The organism is Desulfovibrio subterraneus (assembly GCF_013340285.1).
GTDB lineage: Bacteria > Desulfobacterota > Desulfovibrionia > Desulfovibrionales > Desulfovibrionaceae > Halodesulfovibrio > Halodesulfovibrio subterraneus.
This window is the reverse complement of sequence record NZ_BLVO01000016.1, coordinates 166,153-187,055: the sequence shown is the minus strand read 5'-3', so window position 1 is coordinate 187,055 and position 20,903 is coordinate 166,153. Positions and strand designations below refer to the sequence as shown.

21 protein-coding genes are annotated in these 20,903 nt (G+C 58.1%); 13 read left to right on the top strand and 8 right to left on the bottom strand.

Translation table 11 applies throughout. The features are described from left to right. Window positions 1-192: 192 nt before the first annotated feature. The 4 genes from HUV30_RS15245 to HUV30_RS15235 all read left to right on the top strand — a co-directional run bounded on the left by HUV30_RS15245 (window position 193) and on the right by HUV30_RS15235 (window position 2,403). On the top strand, window positions 193-1,032 hold the full coding sequence (locus tag HUV30_RS15245) for a carbon-nitrogen hydrolase family protein (RefSeq protein ID WP_174406364.1): 840 nt from the start codon (window positions 193-195) through the stop codon (window positions 1,030-1,032). A 52-nt stretch (window positions 1,033-1,084) separates the two neighbouring features. Then, window positions 1,085-1,780, top strand: coding sequence for an HNH endonuclease (locus tag HUV30_RS15240; protein WP_174406363.1), 696 nt, complete (start codon window positions 1,085-1,087; stop codon window positions 1,778-1,780). Window positions 1,781-1,861: 81 nt separating this feature from the next. Beyond that, window positions 1,862-1,984: a hypothetical protein gene (locus HUV30_RS18480; protein ID WP_276512320.1), complete on the top strand. Its 123-nt coding sequence runs from the start codon at window positions 1,862-1,864 to the stop codon at window positions 1,982-1,984. Window positions 1,985-2,061: 77 nt separating this feature from the next. Then, window positions 2,062-2,403 carry a DHCW motif cupin fold protein gene (locus tag HUV30_RS15235; protein WP_174406362.1) on the top strand — a complete coding sequence of 114 codons (342 nt, stop codon included), beginning with the start codon at window positions 2,062-2,064 and terminating at the stop codon, window positions 2,401-2,403. Between the two features lie 214 nt (window positions 2,404-2,617). Here the strand turns inward: HUV30_RS15235 and HUV30_RS15230 are convergent, their stop codons facing one another. From HUV30_RS15230 to HUV30_RS15215, 4 genes are all read right to left on the bottom strand, one after another. After that, on the bottom strand, window positions 2,618-3,100 hold the full coding sequence (locus HUV30_RS15230) for a YbaK/EbsC family protein (protein ID WP_174406361.1): 483 nt from the start codon (window positions 3,098-3,100) through the stop codon (window positions 2,618-2,620). A gap of 45 nt (window positions 3,101-3,145) precedes the next feature. Continuing rightward, entirely contained in the window at window positions 3,146-3,868 is a 723-nt protein-coding gene (locus HUV30_RS15225) for a hypothetical protein (protein ID WP_174406360.1), read from the bottom strand. 185 nt (window positions 3,869-4,053) lie between these two features. Beyond that, window positions 4,054-5,262 (bottom strand): bifunctional phosphopantothenoylcysteine decarboxylase/phosphopantothenate--cysteine ligase CoaBC, encoded by a 1,209-nt coding sequence (coaBC, locus tag HUV30_RS15220; RefSeq protein ID WP_174406359.1) that lies wholly within the window; start codon window positions 5,260-5,262, stop codon window positions 4,054-4,056. Further along, window positions 5,262-5,828 (bottom strand): hypothetical protein, encoded by a 567-nt coding sequence (locus HUV30_RS15215; RefSeq protein ID WP_174406358.1) that lies wholly within the window; start codon window positions 5,826-5,828, stop codon window positions 5,262-5,264. The genes coaBC and HUV30_RS15215 overlap by 1 nt, the downstream gene beginning before the upstream one ends. A 163-nt stretch (window positions 5,829-5,991) precedes the next feature. Between HUV30_RS15215 and queA the strand changes: the two genes are divergently transcribed. The 9 genes from queA to HUV30_RS15170 all read left to right on the top strand — a co-directional run bounded on the left by queA (window position 5,992) and on the right by HUV30_RS15170 (window position 17,106). Then, window positions 5,992-7,128, top strand: a complete 1,137-nt coding sequence (gene queA / locus HUV30_RS15210; protein ID WP_174406357.1) for a tRNA preQ1(34) S-adenosylmethionine ribosyltransferase-isomerase QueA — start codon at window positions 5,992-5,994, stop codon at window positions 7,126-7,128. Between the two features lie 306 nt (window positions 7,129-7,434). After that, on the top strand, window positions 7,435-7,662 hold the full coding sequence (locus HUV30_RS15205; protein ID WP_174406356.1) for a 4Fe-4S dicluster domain-containing protein: 228 nt from the start codon (window positions 7,435-7,437) through the stop codon (window positions 7,660-7,662). Window positions 7,663-7,664: 2 nt separating this feature from the next. Further along, window positions 7,665-8,726, top strand: coding sequence for a 3-methyl-2-oxobutanoate dehydrogenase subunit VorB (locus HUV30_RS15200; protein WP_174406355.1), 1,062 nt, complete (start codon window positions 7,665-7,667; stop codon window positions 8,724-8,726). Window positions 8,727-8,729: 3 nt separating this feature from the next. After that, complete coding sequence (locus HUV30_RS15195; RefSeq protein ID WP_174406354.1) at window positions 8,730-9,518, top strand: thiamine pyrophosphate-dependent enzyme; 789 nt, start codon at window positions 8,730-8,732, stop codon at window positions 9,516-9,518. After that, window positions 9,518-10,072: a 2-oxoacid:ferredoxin oxidoreductase subunit gamma family protein gene (locus HUV30_RS15190; protein ID WP_174406353.1), complete on the top strand. Its 555-nt coding sequence runs from the start codon at window positions 9,518-9,520 to the stop codon at window positions 10,070-10,072. Before HUV30_RS15195 ends, HUV30_RS15190 begins: the two co-directional genes overlap by 1 nt. Before the next feature lie 349 nt (window positions 10,073-10,421). Continuing rightward, complete coding sequence (locus HUV30_RS15185; protein WP_174406352.1) at window positions 10,422-14,630, top strand: response regulator; 4,209 nt, start codon at window positions 10,422-10,424, stop codon at window positions 14,628-14,630. Between the two features lies 1 nt (window position 14,631). Beyond that, window positions 14,632-15,468 carry a CheR family methyltransferase gene (locus HUV30_RS15180; protein ID WP_174406351.1) on the top strand — a complete coding sequence of 279 codons (837 nt, stop codon included), beginning with the start codon at window positions 14,632-14,634 and terminating at the stop codon, window positions 15,466-15,468. A 13-nt stretch (window positions 15,469-15,481) separates the two neighbouring features. Then, on the top strand, window positions 15,482-16,066 hold the full coding sequence (locus HUV30_RS15175; RefSeq protein ID WP_174406350.1) for a chemotaxis protein CheB: 585 nt from the start codon (window positions 15,482-15,484) through the stop codon (window positions 16,064-16,066). Continuing rightward, entirely contained in the window at window positions 16,063-17,106 is a 1,044-nt protein-coding gene (locus tag HUV30_RS15170; RefSeq protein WP_205245244.1) for a GGDEF domain-containing response regulator, read from the top strand. The genes HUV30_RS15175 and HUV30_RS15170 overlap by 4 nt, the downstream gene beginning before the upstream one ends. Window positions 17,107-17,377: 271 nt before the next feature. Here the strand turns inward: HUV30_RS15170 and HUV30_RS15165 are convergent, their stop codons facing one another. The 4 genes from HUV30_RS15165 to HUV30_RS15150 form a co-directional block, all read right to left on the bottom strand. Beyond that, window positions 17,378-18,013 carry a LysE family translocator gene (locus HUV30_RS15165; RefSeq protein WP_174406349.1) on the bottom strand — a complete coding sequence of 212 codons (636 nt, stop codon included), beginning with the start codon at window positions 18,011-18,013 and terminating at the stop codon, window positions 17,378-17,380. A gap of 324 nt (window positions 18,014-18,337) precedes the next feature. Beyond that, on the bottom strand, window positions 18,338-19,117 hold the full coding sequence (gene hisF / locus HUV30_RS15160; RefSeq protein WP_174406348.1) for an imidazole glycerol phosphate synthase subunit HisF: 780 nt from the start codon (window positions 19,115-19,117) through the stop codon (window positions 18,338-18,340). Continuing rightward, on the bottom strand, window positions 19,107-19,748 hold the full coding sequence (gene hisH / locus HUV30_RS15155) for an imidazole glycerol phosphate synthase subunit HisH (RefSeq protein WP_174406347.1): 642 nt from the start codon (window positions 19,746-19,748) through the stop codon (window positions 19,107-19,109). Before hisH ends, hisF begins: the two co-directional genes overlap by 11 nt. 166 nt (window positions 19,749-19,914) lie before the next feature. After that, entirely contained in the window at window positions 19,915-20,697 is a 783-nt protein-coding gene (locus tag HUV30_RS15150; protein WP_174406346.1) for a prepilin peptidase, read from the bottom strand. Window positions 20,698-20,903: the final 206 nt, after the last annotated feature.

The following is a 20,903-nucleotide window of genomic DNA, read 5'->3' as shown; positions in this document are numbered from 1 at the left end:
AGATCAATCGCGGGTCTGTCACCCACGAAACCGCGCCAGCCATTCCGGCCCCCTGCCCTGCTCGTGATGCCAACCCCGTCCCGCATGGACAAAGGCTTCGGGAAAACGTATCCAGATTTCCTTGAACCCCGATTCCTTGCAAAAGAACATCGGGTTACGACATCCATCACCCCACCCCGTTCAGGAGGCTCCATGAGCGTGTTCCGTATTGCCGCCGCACAAACAGGCTCTGTCAAAGGTGACATTCCGGCCAATGTGGCCACCCATGCCGCCATGGCGGAACTGGCTGGCAGGCGGGGCGTTACCTACCTGCTCTTTCCCGAACTGGGCCTGACGGGATACGAGCCGGAGCTTGCCGCAGAGCTGGCCATGATGCCGGACGACACACGCCTCGCCCCGCTCAGGAATACCGCACAAAAGCACGGCATGCTCATCGTGGCGGGTGCTCCGCTGCGCGTGGAGGATACGTTGTCGAGAGAGGATACGTCGTCGAGTGAGGATACGTCGCCGAGGGCGGATGAAGCGACACCGGAAAGGGACGGCGCAGCAGGCAAGCCCCGCATCGCCTCCTTCATCTTCCGGCCCGACGGCAGCATAGGGGTCTATGCCAAGATCCATCTGCATTCCACGGAAGAAGCACATTTTTCTGCCGGCTCCGAGCACGTGCTGGAACCCTGCCACGGTGAGCAGGTGGGTGTGACCATCTGTGCGGATCTGTCCAACCCCGCCCACGCTGCAACCTACAAGGGCATGGGGGCCACCGTATACGCTGCCAGCGTGCTTGTTTCAGAAAACGGCTATGCGGCCGATGCCGCCATCCTGGCTGACCGCGCCAAGGAACACGGCCTGCTGGTGCTCATGTCCAACCACAACAAGCCGAGCGGCGGCTGGAATTCCGGTGGCCGCACCGCCATCTGGACACCTGACGGGCAGTATCATGCCGCAGGTGCCAAGGAAGATGCGTTGGTGGTGGCGGAAAGGGATGGGGATGGGTGGAAAATTACAGTTGAAGTAATGGCGCCACTGCCTTAGGAAATCCACCCATCAATTCGATATTACACTACATTTTTCTGGAGAGTGCACAATGAGAGGGGAAATCATTTCATATATTGAGATGTGCCAGAATGAAGGCCTAAGCCTGCAAAAAGGCATGAACTTTGACGTTTGTAGCAACCACCCCGTCATTCTCATGTCAGTCAGAAAAAATGCACCGTATCGCGATCAAATTTCCGAAGATGGTACCGAGCTTATTTATGAAGGGCATGATGTACCCAAACGGGCAAACGAACCTGACCCTAAACGTGTAGATCAGATGCTAACCAATCCTTCTGGTAGCCACACTGAAAATGGAAAATTTTACGCTGCTGCAGAAGCATATAAAGAAGGAAGGACAGAGCCCGCCCGCATTCAAGTTTATGAAAAAATAAAGCCTGGTATTTGGTCCGACAACGGACTGTTCTCTTTGGTTGATGCATGGAAAGAGTTCGATGGAACCCGCTCTGTTTATAAGTTTAAACTCAGAGCTCTATCAGACTACAAAGCCACAAAAGCCGCCTCGGCCCTTCGAGAACATGACACTCCCAATCGTATTATTCCATCTTCTGTAAAACTCGAAGTCTGGAGAAGAGATGGAGGAAAATGTGTGATGTGTGGGGCTACAAGCGAACTACATTTCGACCACATTGTCCCCTTTTCAAAGGGGGGAACCTCAGTAAAAGCTGATAATATTCAGTTACTCTGCGCGCGACACAATTTAGAAAAAAGCAACAAGATAGAATAATCTTATCTCTTCACTTCCAACACTGCCCTTTTGGTCATCTCCACCAATATCTGCGGGGTAAGGCGGAATACGGAATTGGGCGTGCCTGCCATCTGGACACCTGACGGGCAGTACCATGCCGCAGGTGCCAAGGAAGATGCGTTGGTAATGGCGGAAAGGGATGGGGATGGGTGGAAAATTACAGTTGAAGTAATGGCGCTGTAGGTTCAAGGCACACCCCCAACGGATAGGCCCTCCTAATTTTTACAACAACCGGATTGCAACCGTATCAAGGTGACACCATGAAGATGCAGAACATTCCTTTCGGCGTAACGGATTGGGACTCGGCTGAACGTACTGAACACAAGGGAGACACCGGCGTTGCTTATTGGCGCACCCGTCTCTTCGGCGAACAGGGCAACGAAATCCGCGTTCGCATGGTGGAGTATTCTGCGGGGTATCGTGCTGACCATTGGTGCAGCAAGGGGCATATTCTGCTCTGTCTGGAAGGCGAGCTTGAAACCACGCTGGACGACGGCCGTGTTTTCATCCTGAAATCCGGCATGAGCTATCAGGTGGCAGATCAGGCTGAAGCGCACCAATCCTATACGGAGAAGGGTGCAAAGCTGTTCATTGTGGATTGATACAACAAAAGGCAGCCGTCACCGGCTGCCCTTTCAGACTGCTTACAAAGTCATTTCTGGTATAATTTGGCCCCGCCGGGCAGGAACCTAACGTTCCTGCACCTCGTATAAGCGATGAAAATCCGTTTTTGAACTTCAGCTCCGGCTTAACGGAAATTTGGTTTTACTGAAAACAAAGCTTCGTCATTAACCTGAGGCTGCCCTTTGATTTTAGCTACTTCTTCACTTCCAGCACTGCCCCTTTGGTCATCTCCACCAATATCTGCGGGGTAAGGCGGAATACGGAATTGGGCGTACCTGCCGCAGCCCATATTTCCTCATACTGCAATAAATCTTCATCCACGATGGTGGTAATGGCCGTGGCATGCCCCACAGGCGGAATGCCGCCAATGGCGTAGCCGGTGTGTTCCAGCACGAACGCTGCATCGGCCTTTTCCAGCTTCTCGCCCAGATGCGCCTTCACAGCCTTTTCATTCACCCTGTTCGCTCCGCTGGCAATGACCAGAATGGGCGACTGTGAATCCTTGCCTTTGAAGATCAGCGACTTGGCAATCTGCCCCACAGTGCAGCCGATGGCGTCTGCGGCCTCCTGCGAGGTGCGGGTGGATTCGGAAAATTCCTTTACGCGCAGCTCAAACCCGAAGGCATCCAGTGCCTGCTGCACCTTCTGGGCGCTCTTTTTCAGATCGGATGACATGACGCAACTCCTGTACGAAAGAGAGGTGGCGAAAATCGACCCGCCCTAGCCCCGCAATGTAACGGCGGTCTTCAGGAAGGCGATGACTGCGGGAACGGTACCCTGATTCTTGAGCAGGATGTCGATATCCGGCAGGGCGATGAGGCGGTGTCCCAGAAACTGGGTGAAGGTGTAGGGGGCAAGGCCGAGATCAGGCGCAAAGGTGCGCAGGGCCTTGGACCCGAACGTGATGCAGTAGCGGGGGCGCACGCGGCGCAGACCCGCAAGAAAGATTTCCGGCGCGGCAATGAGTTCACTGCCTGCGTCCGATTCGGCAGTGGCCGCGACTTCGGGCAGAGATACAGGCCAGAATGCGCTGGAACCGGCAGGCAACTGCAGCGAACCGATGATCTTGCGCAGCAGTGCGCCGCGTTCAGCGTTGGCTCTGCCGCTCAGGTCGTCGCCGAGACTCCAGTAAGTCCAGACCACGGCACTGGGCGACTTCACCTTGCCCCACATGGCCTGCCACTGGGCTGGCCACTGTTCCGGAGGCTGCGAGGTGGGATGCACGGCAAGCCCGCTGGTGCCCATGGCCCGCACATTGCCTGCGGGCTGCTGCCCACGTGCGGCAGCCTGACCGCCCTGCGCGGGGGCCGACTGGGTTCGCGGAGCCTGATTCTGTGCGGCCTTCTGGCGTGCGGCATAGGCCTGCGCATGCGAAGGCTGCGCCTGTGACGAATATTGCGCGGGTGGCTGACCATAGGCCTGCCCCGACTGCTGGCCGGACATTGGGCCGGACGTTTGGCCGGAAGGCTGGCCGGAGGGCTGATAAGACGGGCGTCCCTGCTGAACCTGTTGAGCTGGCTGAGCAGGCTGAGCCGCTTCGTGTTCAGACGCAGCAGCAAAAAGTCCGTGTTCATCGAACACGAACTCAAGCCCTGCGTTCCGCCACGGACGCAGCGATTCAGCTATTGTTACAACTGCAGGAGCCAATCGAGCACTCTCCAAGCCACTTCGGTTTTGGGCTGCACAGGCCATTCTTCCTGCCGCCCGTTACGGTCGGTGACAAATACCTCGTTCGTGGGCGATTGAAAACCGGAATCCGCACGGCCGACAATATTCCCCACAACCATGTCCGCATTCTTGGCGCGCAGCTTCTTCAGCGCGTTTTCCTGCATGGAGCTGGTCTCGGCGGCAAAGCCGACAATACGCTGCCCTTCCTTCTTTGCCGCGCCAAGGGTCTTGAGAATATCCGTGGTGGAGGCAAAACGCACCACCAGTTCCTCCGCCCCCTTCTTGAACTTCTCGTCACCGAAGGGAATGGGAGAAAAGTCCGCCACGGCCGCCGTGAACACGCCGATATCCATCGTCGGCCACAGCCCTTCCGCCGCTTCGAACATCTCTTTGGCAGAGGTTACGTCGTATCTGCTGATCATGGAGGGCAGCCACGGCGTGCCGGGACCGGTCACCGCATGCACGGTGGCTCCGCGCAGCCATGCGGCAACGGCAAAGCAGGCGCCCATGGTACCCGATGACGGGTTGGACCAGAAGCGCACCCCGTCCCACTTCTCACGGGTGGGTCCAAGGGTGATCATCACGGTCTGGCCCGCCATGTCCTGCGGCGTAAGCGCGCGCAGGCCATAGAGGAAAATCTCGTTCAGATCGGCAAGTCTGCCCCTGCCCTCTTCCATGCAGGCGGTGCGTCCGCAGCCCGGCTCTATGCACACATGTCCACGGGCCTTCAGAGTTTCCCAGTTGGCCTGCGTGGCGGCATTGTGCCACATGCGCGGGTTCATGGCCGGCGCAATGACCAGCGGCTTGGGAAAGGCCAGCGCCTGACAGCTGAGCATGTCATCGGCAAGGCCGTTGGCAAGACGCGCAAGCGTGGATGCGGTAGCCGGTGCAATGAGCATGGCGTGTGCCGCCTCACCGGGGGTGAGATGCCCGAAGACATCATCACCAACCGGATACATGGCGGAAAACACGGGAGAGGCCCCCAGCGCTTCAAAGCTCAGGGGCGTCACGAATTGACGGGCAGAGTCGGTCAGGGTTGCGCCCACATCCGTGCCTGTGTCACGGAACATGCGGACCAGATCAAGCGCCTTGTAGGCGGCAATGGAGCCGCACACGCCAAGCTGCAGACGCCTGCCGAGAAAGCCTTTGAACGAGAGGTGGGTAAGCACTACTGGCTTAATCCTTCTTCTTTGAGAGGTGCAGATTCGCCTGACGGACGGCTCGGGGCCACATTGATGCCACCGCCGCTGCCCATGGAAGGCTGAATCACGGGACGGAACGTCCGCTCCTGCCCGTTAATGGGATACACGTCAACAGACAGTGCCGTCTTGGTGGTACCGTCTTCAATCTTCATGACACAGAAACGGGTCGCCTTGCTGAAGATAAGCACACTGCGGGGAGAAGAAACAAAGTTGAAGTTCAGAGTCCAGCCGTCGTTGCCCATGTTGGCAATAAGGGTGGTCGCAAGCGAGCGGAACTCAACGCGGCCGGTAAAGTACATCAGTCCCAGCTTATCAGAGCCGGTGCCGATGAAAAAGGACTCATCGTTTTTGAGGGTCATCTCATTGGGAATGAAGATGTCGTCATAGTCAACATAGCGGAATTTCTGCGCGGCAGAACCGGACACAGTACCTTCCACGGGATCGGAACCGGAACCAGAAGAGAACGTCGAGCCGGTACAACCGGTGACAGCGATGCCCAACACCATAAGCAGGGCGAGAAGTTTGGTTCGCATTCGTAACTCCTTTATTATTGAGTCTTGAACGAATCGGGTGTACGCACGGCCTTGCCGAAGGTACAGCATCATCGCTAGCCCTTACTAACGGATTGCGGAGCAAACTGCAAATTCCCAACTTGTTTTTTTACAACACTTTTCAATGTTATTACTCACGAATACCATGGCACAAGACACCAGCAACACACCCACTGCAGAGAGTGCGGCGAATATTCCGCCCGATTTTGCTCTCGCTTCATACACCTATGAACTGCCGGAAAACCAGATAGCACAGCACCCTGCGGACAAGCGGGGAGCATCGCGGCTGTTTGTGGTCAACCGCGCTTCGGGCCGCAACACGGCAGCCATGTTTGCCGATCTGGCCGACTATCTGCCGGAAAACGCCCTGCTGGTGGTCAACAATTCAAAGGTGTTGCCTGCGCGCATCTTCGGCTCGCGCCCTTCCGGCGGCAGGGTGGAATTTCTCATGCTCTCCCCGCTTCCGCTCATCGAGCCGCAACCGGCTCCCGCACAGGACTCCGGTTGGCAGACCGCTGTTGTGGAAGGCCTGCTGCGCATGTCCAAACGGGTAAAGCCGGGCGGCGAAGTGACCTTCAACGACGACTTCCGGCTGGAAGTGGCGGAACCCGGCGAGTTCGGCAAATGCGTTGTGCGGCTTTTCTGGCGTGGCGACCTGAAGCAGCATTTTCTTTCGCAGGGTCACCTGCCCCTGCCCCCCTACATCAAGCGCGAAGACGACGCAGCCGACAAAGACCGCTACCAGACTGTCTACGCCAAAGAAGAACAGCTCGGCTCCGTGGCGGCCCCCACTGCGGGCCTGCATTTCACGGATGACCTGCGCACCCGCCTAGCCGAACGCGGCTTCCGCTGGGCAGAGGTCACGCTCTACGTGGGCTACGGCACCTTCAGCCCCGTGCGCTGCCCCGACATCCGTGAGCATTCCATGCACAAGGAATTCATAGAGATCACACCGGAGGCCGCAGCCACCATTGCCGCTGCCAAAGCCGAAGGCCGCCCCGTGGTGACCGTGGGCACAACCTCCACCCGCGTGCTGGAAGGAGCCTTTGCGCAAACCGGCAAAATTGCCCCGTTCAGAGGGTGGACTGACATCTTTATTTATCCCGGATTTGCGTTTAAGGTGGCGGACCACGTGATCACAAACTTTCATCTGCCGGAGTCATCCCTCCTCATGATGATAAGCGCGTTCGCCGGTCGCGAGCGGGTGCTCAAGGCATATGCCGAGGCACTGAGCAAGGGCTTCAGGGTCTTCAGCTACGGCGATTCCATGCTGCTTCTGTAGACAGATGCCGGGGCAACCGCCAAATCTAAGACGGATGCTTTGTTGCTGATAGTGTGGCACAGACAGTGCTCACACTGATGCGGGGCACGCCCCGCAGCCGCACGGCCAAGGCAGCGACGACGGATGCGCGATCAACGGGAACTGGCCCATCGGGATTCCAGTAACAACACGCCGTGCGCAGGGCGGGCTTAGGCGATTGAATCAGGCACGGTTACGGTGTAGAACCGTACGGCCTGAATATGCCGCAACTCGCGGTATCGCCCGCCTGCAGGGCAAGGCAACATCCTTAACCCAGAGGTGTTACGAATGGCACGGGTAGAGTTTAGAGATGAGAGGTGCAAGGGGTGCCTTCTCTGTACGACCGTATGCCCCAAGGAGATCATCTGCCAGTCGGCCCGCTTCAACAAGCAGGGCTACAAGGTGGCAGAGGTCAAGGAAGAGGACATGGAAAAATGTACGGGCTGTACGTCCTGTGCGTTGATATGCCCTGATCTTGCGATCAAAGTGTACCGCGAGAAGAAGGAGAAGAAATAGCCATGGCCGATAACAAGCGTATTTTCATCAAGGGGAACGAGGCCATATCCCGAGGTGCTCTGGCCGCCGGTCTGAAGTGCTACTTCGGCTATCCCATCACCCCCCAGAACGATATTCCCGAATTCCTGTCTACCGAACTTCCCGCCGTGGGCGGTGAGTTTGTGCAGGCAGAATCCGAAGTGGCTTCCGCCAACATGCTGCTCGGTGCCGCTTCCGGCGGTGTCCGCGCCATGACCACCTCTTCCTCGCCGGGCATTTCGCTCATGCAGGAAGCCATTTCCTACATGGCAGGCTCCGACCTTCCCGGTGTCATCGTGAACATCAACCGCGGCGGCCCCGGTCTCGGCGACATCGGCTCCTCGCAGGGCGACTATTTCCAGTCCACCCGCGGGGGCGGTCATGGCGACTACCGCACCATCGTGCTTGCCCCCGGCACCTGCCAGGAAGGGTACGACATGATGATCGAAGCCTTTGACCTTGCCTTCAAATACCGCAACCCCGTTCTGGTGCTCGGCGATGCCATTGTCGGCCAGATGAAGGAACCGGTCACCCCCTGGACTCCTGAAAACATCAACAACTACGGCGTGGAAGACTGGTGCCTCAGCGGTGCTGTCAACCGTGAAAAGCGCCTGCTGAAGTCCCTGTTCCTTGAAGACGGCGCCCTTGCCGAGCAGAACATCCGCCTGCAGCAGAAGTACGAAGCTCTGCAGTCAGAAGCCCGCGCCGACGTGTTCGCCTGCGATGATGCCGAACTGGTCGTGGTGGCCTATGGCTCCATCGGCCGTATCGTGAAGTCCTCCATCCGCAGACTGCGTGCAGAAGGCCACAAGGTGGGTCTTGTTCGTCCCCTCACCCTGTACCCCTTCCCCGCCAAGGTACTGGAAGATCTCGCCAAAGCTGGCAAGAAGTTCCTTACCATCGAGCACAACTGCGGCCAGATGGTGGAAGATGTCCGCCTGTCCATCCGCAAGTACGGCGACTCGGACTTCCACGGCCACATGCCGGGCAACCTGCCCGGTTCCGACGACTTCGTAGAGCCCATCCTGGCGCGTCTGGGGAGGTAAGCCATGTCAGCAGAACAAATCGCATTCGAAGCTCCCGAAATAATGATCGACCGGCCTACGCATTACTGCCCCGGCTGTCATCACGGCATTGCACACCGCCTTGTGGGCGAAGTGCTCACCGAAATGGGCCTTGTGGACGAAACGCTGTGCGTAGGCTCCATCGGCTGTTCGGTGTTCATCTACAACTACCTGAACGTGGACGCCGTTGAAGCGCCCCATGGCCGCGCCCCAGCGGTTGCCACCGGCCTCAAGCGTGCACGCAAGGACAAGTTCGTATTCACCTATCAGGGTGACGGCGACCTTGCCTCCATCGGCATGGCCGAAATCGTGCACGCCGCCAACCGCGGCGAGCGCATCTCCGTGGTCTTCGTGAACAACACCGTATACGGCATGACCGGCGGCCAGATGGCCCCCACCACGCTTATCGGCCAGAAGACCACCACCTGCCCCGGCGGCCGCTGCGCCGACCGTGAAGGCTCGCCCATCCGCATGAGCGAGATCATCGGCGGCCTTGGCGGCACCGCATACTGCGAACGCGCCTCTCTGGACAGCGTGAAGAACATCCGCCGCGCCAAAAAGGCCATCCGCAAGGCGTTTGAAGTGCAGCAGCAGGGTATCGGCTTCGGTTTCGTGGAACTGCTTTCCGGCTGCCCCACCAACTGGCGCATGGATGCCGTTGCCGCCAACAAGCGCATCACCGACGAAATGATCCCCTACTTCCCGCTCGGCGTATACAAAGACGTAACCGCTGAAGGCGGCTGCGAATGCTCCGAGAGCAAGGAGGACAAATAATGAGCCTCTATCAGGACGTCATCATCGCCGGTTTCGGCGGACAGGGTGTCATGCTGATCGGTAACCTGCTGGCATACGCAGGCATGGAAGCCGGTCTGGAAGTGACCTACATCCCCGTATACGGACCGGAAATGCGCGGCGGCACCGCCAACTGCACCGTGGTTATCTCTTCCGAGGACATCGGTTCGCCCATCATCCAGCGCCCCAAGTCGCTGATCGTGATGAACCAGCCCTCCATGGACAAGTTCCAGCCCCGCATGCAGGACGGCGGCGTGCAGATCATCAACTCCTCGCTGGTGGACGCATCCCTTGCCGAAGCCCGCGTGAAGACCTTTGCCGTGCCCGCCAACGAAATCGCCGACAAGCTCGGCAACACCCGCATGGCCAACATGGTCGCCCTCGGCGGCTACGTGCAGGCCACGGGCGCGGTGCCGCTGGACGTGGTGAAGAAATCCCTCACCTCCGTCATCAGCTCGCACTACAGCCACCTCATCCCCAAGAACGCGGACGCACTGCAGGCCGGTGCCGACCACGTTGCCGCCCAGATGAAGTAGCACGAAGCAGCCGTTGCGAAAGGGCCGTGTCAGACCGCAAAACCTGACCGACCGACGCACAAAAAACGCTTTCAGCCCCCGCGAGTATCACTCGCGGGGGTTTTGCATTCAATATCCCATGATTGTTTCCATTTCTTCAATCGCGGAGGAGGCACCCCTCCGGCAGGCTATACATACCAGCTCTTATTCACCAATACCCCCATAGGTAATGCCTATTGCCGCACCTGTATAAGTATAGTAAGAGCGCTCATCGCCGCAGCCCGGAATGGGGGGGCTTTTTCCGGTGCCGCGACCGCAGGACCGGCCCGTTTCCGGTGTCTGCAAAAGTCGCCTTATCGCTGGAGCTGCCATGTTTCACATTCTTGCTGACGTCCGCATACGACCCAAGCTGGTCTTTCTTTTTGTTGCGACCGGACTCATACCTCTCATCGTCGTCGGACTGTTCGGAACCAAGCTCACCAGGGATTCCCTGCTGGAAAAATCCTTTGACCAGCTGGAAACCATACAGACCATCCGAAAAGGCCAGATCGAGGACTTCTTCCACGAACGGGTAGCCGACACGCAGGTACTTGCCGACTCCGAACGCGTCCGCCAGCTTCAGGCACTTTTGAATGACTTTGACAGGAGCGATCATACAAAAGCTCTCGGCACCGCCGAACGCTCGCTCAGATACCGGGCAATAGTCTCGCCCTATAGCAGGAATCTCGAAAACCATATCCGGGCCTACGGCTACCAGAATCTCTATCTTGTTGATGCGGAACACGGTCATATTCTGCTGGCATTGAACGGCGAACTTGAACCGGGTGACGATCTTTCCGTGGGTTCCTACAAGAAGTCCGGCCTTGCAGAGGCATGGCAGGGAGCACTGTCCTCCCGCACAACATTCATCACCGACTTTGCGCCCTACGGCCCCCGCAGAGGGGCGGAAGCCGCCTTTATCGCCCACCCCATCACCGACAATGACGGCAAACAGCTCGGCGTGCTCGCCTTGCAGCTTTCACCCGAACTCGTCACCCGCATTGTCGATTCCAGACAGGGCATGGGCGAAACGGGCGAATCCTATCTGCTCGGTGTAAATGCTCAAACCGGCAATTATGAACTGCGCAGCAATCTCAAAACCATGGGAGACGGCCGCTACGTTGTGGGCTACTCCCTCACCACTCCGCTTGAATACTGGCGTCACGCACACAGCGCCGGCGAATCCGGCGGCAAGGGCGTGTTCAAGGACAGCGTAGGCAAGTCCGTACTCGTGGCCTACAACAAGCTCTCGCTTGCAGGGCTCGACTGGTATCTCATCTCCAAGATTGACGAATACGAAGTCACGGGGCCCGTGCGTGCCATTTACTGGACCATCGGCAGCATCGCCGCAGCGCTTGCCCTGTCCATAGGCGGGGGCGCCATATTCTTCTCCCGCACGCTTACCCGCCCCATCATCGCGGGGGTACATTTCGCCAAGGCCATATCGGAAGGCGACCTGCACACCTCCCTCGCTCTGGACCAGAAAGACGAACTGGGCGAATTGTCCAAAGCCCTGAACGCCATGGCGCAGAACCTGCGCGACATGGACTGGCTGCAGTCGGGCAAGGAAGGGCTGGATGACGAGATGCGCGGCGAGCACGAAACCGACGATCTCGCCCGGCTGGCCATTACCTATTTCACTTCGCATCTTGATGCCCACCTCGGCGCCATATACCTGCTCGAAGACGACAGGCTCAAGCTGCGCGCCAGCTACGCCTTTACCGACCGCAACGGCAATTTCAACAGCTTCGCCCTTGGTGAAGGCATGGTCGGTCAGGCCGCCCTTGAGCAGAAAACCATTGCCTTCTCCAACGTGGTGCCTGACAAAGCAAACCCCGTTCCCGGCATCAACTACGGTGCAGGCGAGGCGACTCCCACCGACTTTATGGCCATTCCCGTGGTCTTTGAAGACATGCTCCTCGGTGTTGTTCTCATCGGCTCGCTGCAGCCGTTTACCCCTCTGCAACGCCAGTTTGTGGAGCAGAATATTGCCAACGTGGCCATCATGCTCAACGCGGCACGCTCCCGCCAGCTCATCCGCGAACTGTTTGAACAGGCGCAGCGCCAGCAGGAAGAACTGCGCATTGCCAACGTAGAGCTGGAAGAACAGACGCATGCCCTGCAGGAATCACAGTCCGAGCTGCAGGCACAGCAGGAAGAGCTGCGCGTTACCAACGAGGAACTGGAAGAGCAGACCAAGGCCCTGCGCGAATCCGAAGCCGAACTGCAGGCGCAGCAGGAAGAACTGCGCGTTACCAACGAAGAGCTGGAAGAACGCACCAAGGCCCTGCAGGAGCAGAAGGACGCCATCCGTACCAAGAATACCGAGCTGGTCAAGGCGCAGGATGTGGTGCGGCAGAAGGCTAAAGATCTGGAAATCGCCAGCAAGTACAAATCCGAATTTCTTGCCAACATGTCGCACGAGCTGCGCACGCCGCTGAACAGCATTCTCATTCTCTCGCAGCTGTTCGCCAATAACAGAGACGGCAACCTGAGCGAACGCCAGATAGACTCTGCCAAGGCCATTCATTCCGCCGGTTCCGACCTGCTCACCCTGATCAACGAGATTCTCGACCTTTCCAAGATCGAGGCCGGCAAGGTTGAGCTGATGGTGGAAAACGTGCCCGTGGACCACATTGTAGGCGATCTGCAACGCCTGTTTACCAATGTGGCCGAAGACAAGGGGCTGGATTTCCGTATCAGCGTTTCCGGCAACGCCCCGCAGAACATCACCACGGATTCGCAACGCCTGCAGCAGGTGCTGCGCAATCTGCTGACCAATGCCTTCAAGTTCACCCACAAGGGGTCCGTTTCGCTCGATATCATGCGCCCCGCACCTGCAGGCGAAGGCTCTGACGAACAGCGCATTGCCTTTATTGTCAGGGACGAAGGCATCGGTATTGCCCGCGAAAAGCAGGAAGCCATTTTTCAGGCATTCCAGCAGGCAGATGGCGGCACCAGCCGCAAGTACGGTGGTACGGGACTTGGCCTTTCCATCTCCCGCGAACTGGTAAAGCTGCTCGGCGGCACCATTTCGCTGCACAGTGAAGAGGGCAAGGGCAGTACATTCACGGTTATTCTGCCGGAAACGTACCGCGAGCAGGCCGAAGACGGATTCTCCGAGATGGCTGCCTCCATCGCAGCCACGCCCCCTGCTACGGCCTCCGCACCGGCAACCGCTGCCAAGGATGCAGGCAAGGACACGGCTGCGCCCCAGCAGCGAGCTGTGGCCTCCCAGTCCCTTGAATGCAACCCCTCGCTCAATCTAATCGCCGTCAGCGGCCCCGGAAAGCCGGTGCCGGACAAGCACGTCATGCCCCCCTGCGAAAGCGGGTATCTGGAAGATGACCGCAAGGACATCAAGCCCGAAGCACGCAGCCTGCTCATCATCGAAGATAATCTGGAATTTGCGCGCATCATGCGCGACTTTGCGCGTGAGCGCGGCTTCAAGTGCCTTGTGGCGGGCGACGGCGAAACCGGCCTGCATTATGCGGATTATTACAAGCCCAGCGCCATAATTCTCGACATCGGCCTGCCCGGCATAGACGGCTGGACCGTCATGGAGCGCCTCAAGGACAACCCTGACCTGCGCCACATTCCCGTGCACTTCATGTCTGCGGCAGACAGCTCTCTCGACGCCATGCGCATGGGGGCCATAGGCTACCTGACCAAGCCCGTGAGCATGGAAAAGATTGAAGAGACCTTCGCCAAGCTTGAGCATGTCATCTCCAAACCCGTGAGCAAGCTTCTGCTGGTGGAAGACGATCCCATCCAGCGCAAGAGCATTCAGGAACTCATAGGCAACGGCGACGTGCACACAACGGCCGTATCCACCGGGGCAGAAGCCTTCCGCGAACTGGAAAACGGCGGATACGACTGCATGATTCTGGACCTCGGCCTTGAGGACATGTCCGGCTTCGACCTGCTCGAACAGATCAGGCAGAGCGAAACATCCGTGCGTGTTCCCGTCATCATCTACACGGGCCGCGACCTGACCCGCGAAGAAGAAAAGCAGCTCAACCGCTACGCCGAGACCATCATCATCAAGGGCGTAAAATCGCCAGAGCGCCTTCTTGACGAATCCGCCCTCTTCCTCCACCGGGTTGAAGCCAACCTGCCGGAAGAAAAACGGCGCATGCTCAAGCAGGTGCACGACAAAGAAGCCGTTCTGACCAACAAGACCGTTCTGCTGGTGGACGACGACATGCGCAACGTCTTTGCCCTTTCCAGCCTGCTGGAAGAAAAGCAGATGCAGGTGGTCATTGCCCGCAACGGGCAGGAGTGTCTGGATAAGCTCAAGGAAGGACTGCGCCCCAATGTCGTGCTCATGGACATCATGATGCCCGTCATGGACGGCTATGAAGCCATGCGTGAAATCCGCAAACAGCGCGCGTTTGCCAAACTGCCCATCATTGCGCTTACCGCCAAGGCCATGAAGGGTGACAGAAGCAAATGCATAGAGGCGGGAGCCAGCGACTATCTGGCCAAACCCGTGGATACGGAAAAGCTGCTCTCCATGCTGAGAGTCTGGTTGTACTGATATGAGCACCCCGGAACGGATAGACAACGAACGGCTGGAAATCGAACTTCTGCTTGAAGCCATTTACCGCAAGTACGGGTACGACTTCAGAAACTATGCTTGCGCACACACCAAGCGCCGGCTTGAGCACAGGCGCGCCCTTGAAGGGCTGAGCAGCTATGCGCAGATGATGCACCACATCATCTATGATGAATCCTTTTTCGAAACAGTGTTGCTCGACCTTTCCATCAATGTGACGGAAATGTTCCGCGACCCGTGGTTCTACAAGAAAGTGCGCCAATCCGTTGTGCCCCACCTGCACACATACCCCTTCATCAAGGTATGGCATGCCGGCTGTTCCGCAGGACAGGAAGTCTATTCCATGGGCATTCTGCTGGAAGAGGAAGGCATGCGCGAGCGCGTGCAGATCTACGCTACGGATTTCAACGAAATTGTGCTGCAAAAAGCCAAGGACGGCATCTACCCTGTCGACCTCGTCCGCGAGTACACCTCGAACTACCAGAAGGCGGGCGGCACACAGTCCTTTTCCGACTACTACACCGCCGATTACAGCAGTGTGGTCATGAAGCGTTCGCTGCGCGATCAGGTGCTTTTTTCTTCCCACAACCTGGTCACAGACGGCGTCTTCGGCGAGATGAACGTTATCTTCTGCCGCAACGTGCTTATCTATTTCAATCGGGAACTGCAGAACAAGGTTCTCAAACTTTTCTACGACAGTCTCTGTCCCGGCGGCTTCCTGTGTCTTGGCTCCAAAGAAACTCTGATGTTCTCAGAAATCGCAGACAAATTCGAGGTCATAGCAGACAGAGAAAAGATATACCGCAAAAAACGGTTATAATGGTGATGCAAACATGCCCCAAACCCCAAAACAATACGAGGCCGTTGTCATAGGCGTTTCCGCCGGCGGCCTTGCGGCGCTGGAGGCCGTTCTTTCCGCACTGGGCGACTCATTCTCCCTGCCGATTCTCATTGTTCAGCACATCAGTCCCGATTCGGAAAGCTACCTGCCCTATCACTTCACCCCCCGCTGCTCCCTGACGGTGAAAGAGGCGGACGACAAGGAAGACATTGCACCCCGCACGGTCTACTTTGCGCCTCCTGATTACCATATGATGGTTGAGCTTGACCGCACCATCTCCCTGTCCGTAGAAAGCCGCGTCAACTTTTCGCGCCCATCAGTGGACGTACTCTTTGAAACCGCGGCGGAAGCATATGGAGAAGGACTCATCGGGGTCATTCTCACCGGCGCAAACAACGACGGCGCTGCCGGACTTGCCAAAATTAAACAGCTCGGCGGACTTGCCATAGTGCAGACGCCCGAAACAGCCCAAGCCGATGCCATGCCCCGCGCTGCGCTGGAAGCAACGCACGCGGACCATCTTCTTGATCTCAAGGACATTGGAAAGTGCATCAATCTGCTGGGGAGTGCATCATGAATAAGCCTAAAATACTCATTGTGGATGACAGACCGGCAAACCTGCTGGCACTGGGCGGTTTGCTGAATGACCTTGACGTAGAACTCGTTGAGGCAAACTCCGGTGCCGAGGCCCTTGCACATACTCTTGATCACGACTTCGCCCTTGTGCTGCTTGATGTGCAGATGCCGGACATGGATGGCTACGAAGTGGCTGAACTCATGCGCGGCAACAGCAAGACCCGCCATATTCCCATCATTTTCGTCACTGCGGCCTACAAACGCGAAACCCAGATATTCAAGGGATATGAATCCGGCGCCGTGGACTATCTCTTCAAACCCCTTGAGCCGCTTGTTTTCAAAAGCAAGGTGGGGGTGTTTCTCGACCTGTACCGCCATAAGGAAGAACTGGACGAGAAACGCCGCGAGCTGGACAGAAAGCTCGTCGAGCTGGAAGAACTGCAGCAGCAGCTGGAAGAAACCAACGAACAGCTGCTCTATCTTTCCGTCACGGACGGCCTGACCGGGCTGAGCAACAAACGCCATTTCGAAGAAGTCTATCACGAAGAGTGGGCCCGCAACATGCGCAACAACACCCCGCTCTCCCTGCTGCTGCTCGATATCGACCACTTCAAGGCGTATAACGACACCTACGGTCACGGCGCGGGTGATGACTGCCTGCGGCACATATCGCTCACCCTCTCCGAGATCATCCAGCGCGATGTGGACAAGCTGGCGCGCATAGGCGGCGAGGAATTCGCCATCCTTCTGCCGGGAACGGATACTCCCGGTGCGGAACATGTCGCCCGCAAGCTGCTGCTTGCCGTTTCCACCAAGGACCTGCCCCACTGCGCATCCTGCACGGCGGACTTTGTGACGGTCTCCATCGGCATTGCCTCTACCATACCGGACAAGTCTCTCTCGCCGCGCTCCATGTTCGACGCGGCAGACAAGGCCCTGTATTGTGCCAAGGAAGAAGGCCGCAACCGCGTCTGCATTTCCTCCCAGTTCTCCGTGGACACAGGCACCCACATTCCCGAAGAACTTTCCCGGACGGCTTAGACGACGGCCTGCCCAAGCGCCCTTTATCGGCGCAGCTATGGCGGACGGTTCATCCCGGCCGTTATACGATCCGATAAAAAAATCCCCTTCCGGTACTCCGGAAGGGGATTTTTTCTTCATGATACAACGAAGTCCGGCGCCCTGCACCAGCCGGAACGGCTGACGGTGACAGGCGTACGGAGAATCTGGCCACACGCGGAAGGCTGCGCAGCATTCGTCAATGCACGCGGAACGGCATAGCGAACCTCAGCACAATCAGGACGTGTGCCTGCTACCGGTCGGAAACCGCCAGTTTCAACCCCAGCCCCACAAGTACACCGCCGAGGGTGCGGTCCAGCCACAGGCGCAGCGTGCGGCTCTCGCGCAGGCGCCCTGTCAGGCGGTCGCCCACCAGAATGAGCGGAGGTTCCACTAAGGCCGCCACCACGATGATAAGCGTGCCGTGCAGCAGAAGCTGCATCCACACCGGCCCTGCTCCCGGCTCAACGAACTGGGGCAGAAAAGCCAGAAAGAACGTGGCCACCTTGGGGTTAAGCAGATCAACGAGAACACCCTGACGATACACGGAGAACAAGCCTTCCTGCGCGCCGGTTTCACCCATGTCCAGATCCGAGCCCTGCGAGCGGAGCGCCTGCCAGCCAAGCCACAGCAGGTAGCAGACCCCAACCCACTTCACTACGCCAAACACGGTTGCCGAAGCGGCAATAATGGCAGAAAGCCCCAGCGCAGCCAGCAGCACATGCCCGAAGGCTCCGGTCCATATGCCCAGCATGGCCGCTGTTCCCGCCCGTTTGCCACCCTTGACCGTATGGCTCAGGATGAACGCGAAATCCGGTCCCGGCGCAACATTCAACAAAAAAGCCGCCGTGAAAAAGGACAACCAGTGCGCAAGATCATATGTGGGCATAGACACTCCTTGATGGCAAAATGGAAAGACAGTGTCCTACCACCGGCTGCCGGACGCAGCAAGTCCGTAGTCTCGGGACCACATCCGATATCAGACACGATGTCGCGACATGCTCCGGCCTCGGATTGCGGCTTAAGGCGCCGGTGTGCCTTCCCGGCTATGCTGGTGTGATGAGAATAGCCCTCTATTCTCATTATTTTTTGATGAGAATAGAGAGTGTAATCGCCTCATGAAGACAGTAAGGCCGCCCATCAGCCTGTCCCCTGCCCATGCCATACAAAAAAGCCGCCCTTTCGGGCGGCTCGTTCTTGGTCTTTATACGGGCTACCAGACCATGCGCATCTTCGCGCCCATGGCGCTTATTTGCCGTTTCAGGTCCGGAATGGTGTATTCTCCGTAATGCACAATGGAGGCGATAAGCGCGGCGGTGGCCTTGCCCTCGGTCAGCGCATCGTACATATGCCTGGGATTGCCCGCACCGCCGGAGGCGATGACGGGAATGGAAACCGCTTCGGAAATCATGCGGGTCAGGGTCAGCTCGTAGCCGTCCTTGGTGCCGTCTGCGTCAATGGAGTTCACGCAGATTTCTCCGGCACCGAGGGCTTCCGCGGTCTTGGCCCATTCAATGGCGTCCATGCCCATGTGCTTGCGGCCGCCGTGAATGACGATCTCGTAGCCGGAGGGAATGTCCTCGGACTTCTCGACCTGCTTCACGTCCATGCCCAGCACAATGGCCTGCGAGCCGAAACGTACTGCGCCTTCGCTGATGATGTCCGGGTTCTTCACCGCGCCGGAGTTCACGGAAATCTTTTCCGCACCGGCATTCAGCGCATCGCGCATGTCATCCACGGAATTGATGCCGCCGCCCACGGAGAACGGGATGAAGATGGTGGAGGCCACCTTTTCCACAACATCAAGGAAGATGCCACGGCCTTCATGCGAGGCGGTAATGTCGTAAAAAACAATCTCGTCCGCGCCTTCTTCGTAATACTTCTTGGCCGTGAGCACAGGGTCGCCGATATCCACGTTGCCCTGAAACTTCACGCCCTTGGTGAGAACGCCGTTACGCACGTCGAGACAGGGAATGATGCGTTTACTGAGCATTTTCAGCCTCCCGACAGTATGCGTAGAAGTTCTGCAGGAATTTCAGGCCGGGCCTGCCGCTTTTTTCAGGATGGAACTGCACCGCCCACAGGCCGGGACCGCCATGAATGGCACAAATCTCATATCCGTAGTGGGTGGTGGCGAGCACATATTCCGGCTTGGGGTCAGGATAATAGCTGTGCACGAAATAGAATTCCGCATCGGAGTCTATGCCCCGCATCAGTTCGCAGCTCTTGCGGGGGGTCACCTTGTTCCAGCCCATGTGCGGAACACGGATGGGGGTGCCGTCCTCTTCTTCCCACGCGGGATTAAAGAGGTTGCACTGGCCGGGAATGATGCCCAGTGCCTTGGTGTCGTTTTCCTGGCTATAGTCCAGCATGATCTGGCAGCCCACGCAGATGCCGAGCAGCGGCTTGCCCGCCTCCACAGCCTGCTTGAGCACCTGATCGAGTCCGGTGGCCACCAGTTCGTCCATGGCCTGACCGGCAGCGCCTACTCCGGGGAAGATGATTCCCTGTGCGGCCATTATTTCGTCGGGGTCCGCAGTGATCGTATTCGGAATGCCGAGGTGATCAAGGGCGCGACGAACGCTGGTCTGATTGCCCGCCTTGTACTTCAGGATCGCGAGCATACACATCCTCCTCTTGATAGGCTTATGACAAATCCCGCCACACTACGGTCTCAGGATTTTTGCACTGTACGGGGACGTACCAAGCACCGCGCGTAAGGGCAAGCATTTCATGCGGATTATCATGAGACCACCCGCCCCTGCCTGACCATGTGGCGCAAACTGCGGGCTACGAGAGCATTATCTCTATCTGCCCGCCCCAGAGCACCTGCACCATGCCGCCGAAAGAAAGAAACGGCCCGAAGGGAATCATGGCATGCAGCGCGTATCTGCCCCCGAGCAGGCTGACCAGAGCGTGCACCAGCAGAGCGGCCACGGCCGCCACGGTTATGAGCACGGGCAATCCCGCCAGACCGCTCATGGCACCGAGCATGAGCATGAGCTTCACATCGCCGGTGCCAATGCCCACGGTACCCGTAATCATCCGGTAGCCCCGCTGCAGCAGCCAGAACAGGCCGCCCCCGACAGCACTGCCGCCCAGCACCTGCACCGGTGACATGCCCATGACCAGCATGGAGGCGGCAATGGCCACGCCTGCGCCCGGCAGGGTGAGCATATCCGGCAGCAGATAGCGTTCCACATCTATGGAGGAGGCGACAATGAGAATACCCCCTTCCGCCATAAGCACAATCCACTGCGGCGAGGGGCCGAACTGCACAGCAACGCTGGCCGCCCACAGGCAGGAAGCCAGCTCCAGCAGAGGATAGCGTATGCCTATGGGCCTGCGGCAATGGCGGCAGCGTCCGCGCAGCAACAGATAGCCGAGAACGGGAATGGCATCGCCACGGCGCAGCGGATGGGAACACTGAGGACAGACGGAATGGACAAGCGAGGATAAAGACATAGGTTCACCGGTGAGATACCGGTGCACGCAGACAGTATACAGGCTGCCGAGCAGCAGCCCGAAAAAACCGGCCAGCCATGGAAAAAGAACGGTCATCGTAAGGGTCATCGGTTCCGGCGCCCCCATCTGCACACGATCATGTACGGTTGCAACGACTTAGCAGCAACTTGCAGGAAAGAACCTATCGCATGCGATTTTCCTGCTGGCAAGAGGCCGTTTACACCCTTGCCAAAGCGCCCTCTCGTAGTATAAAGAGTGGGGGTTTCAGGCGGGGGCGCTATCCAGCCAGCGCCATCCCCCATAGTGAAGGGCGT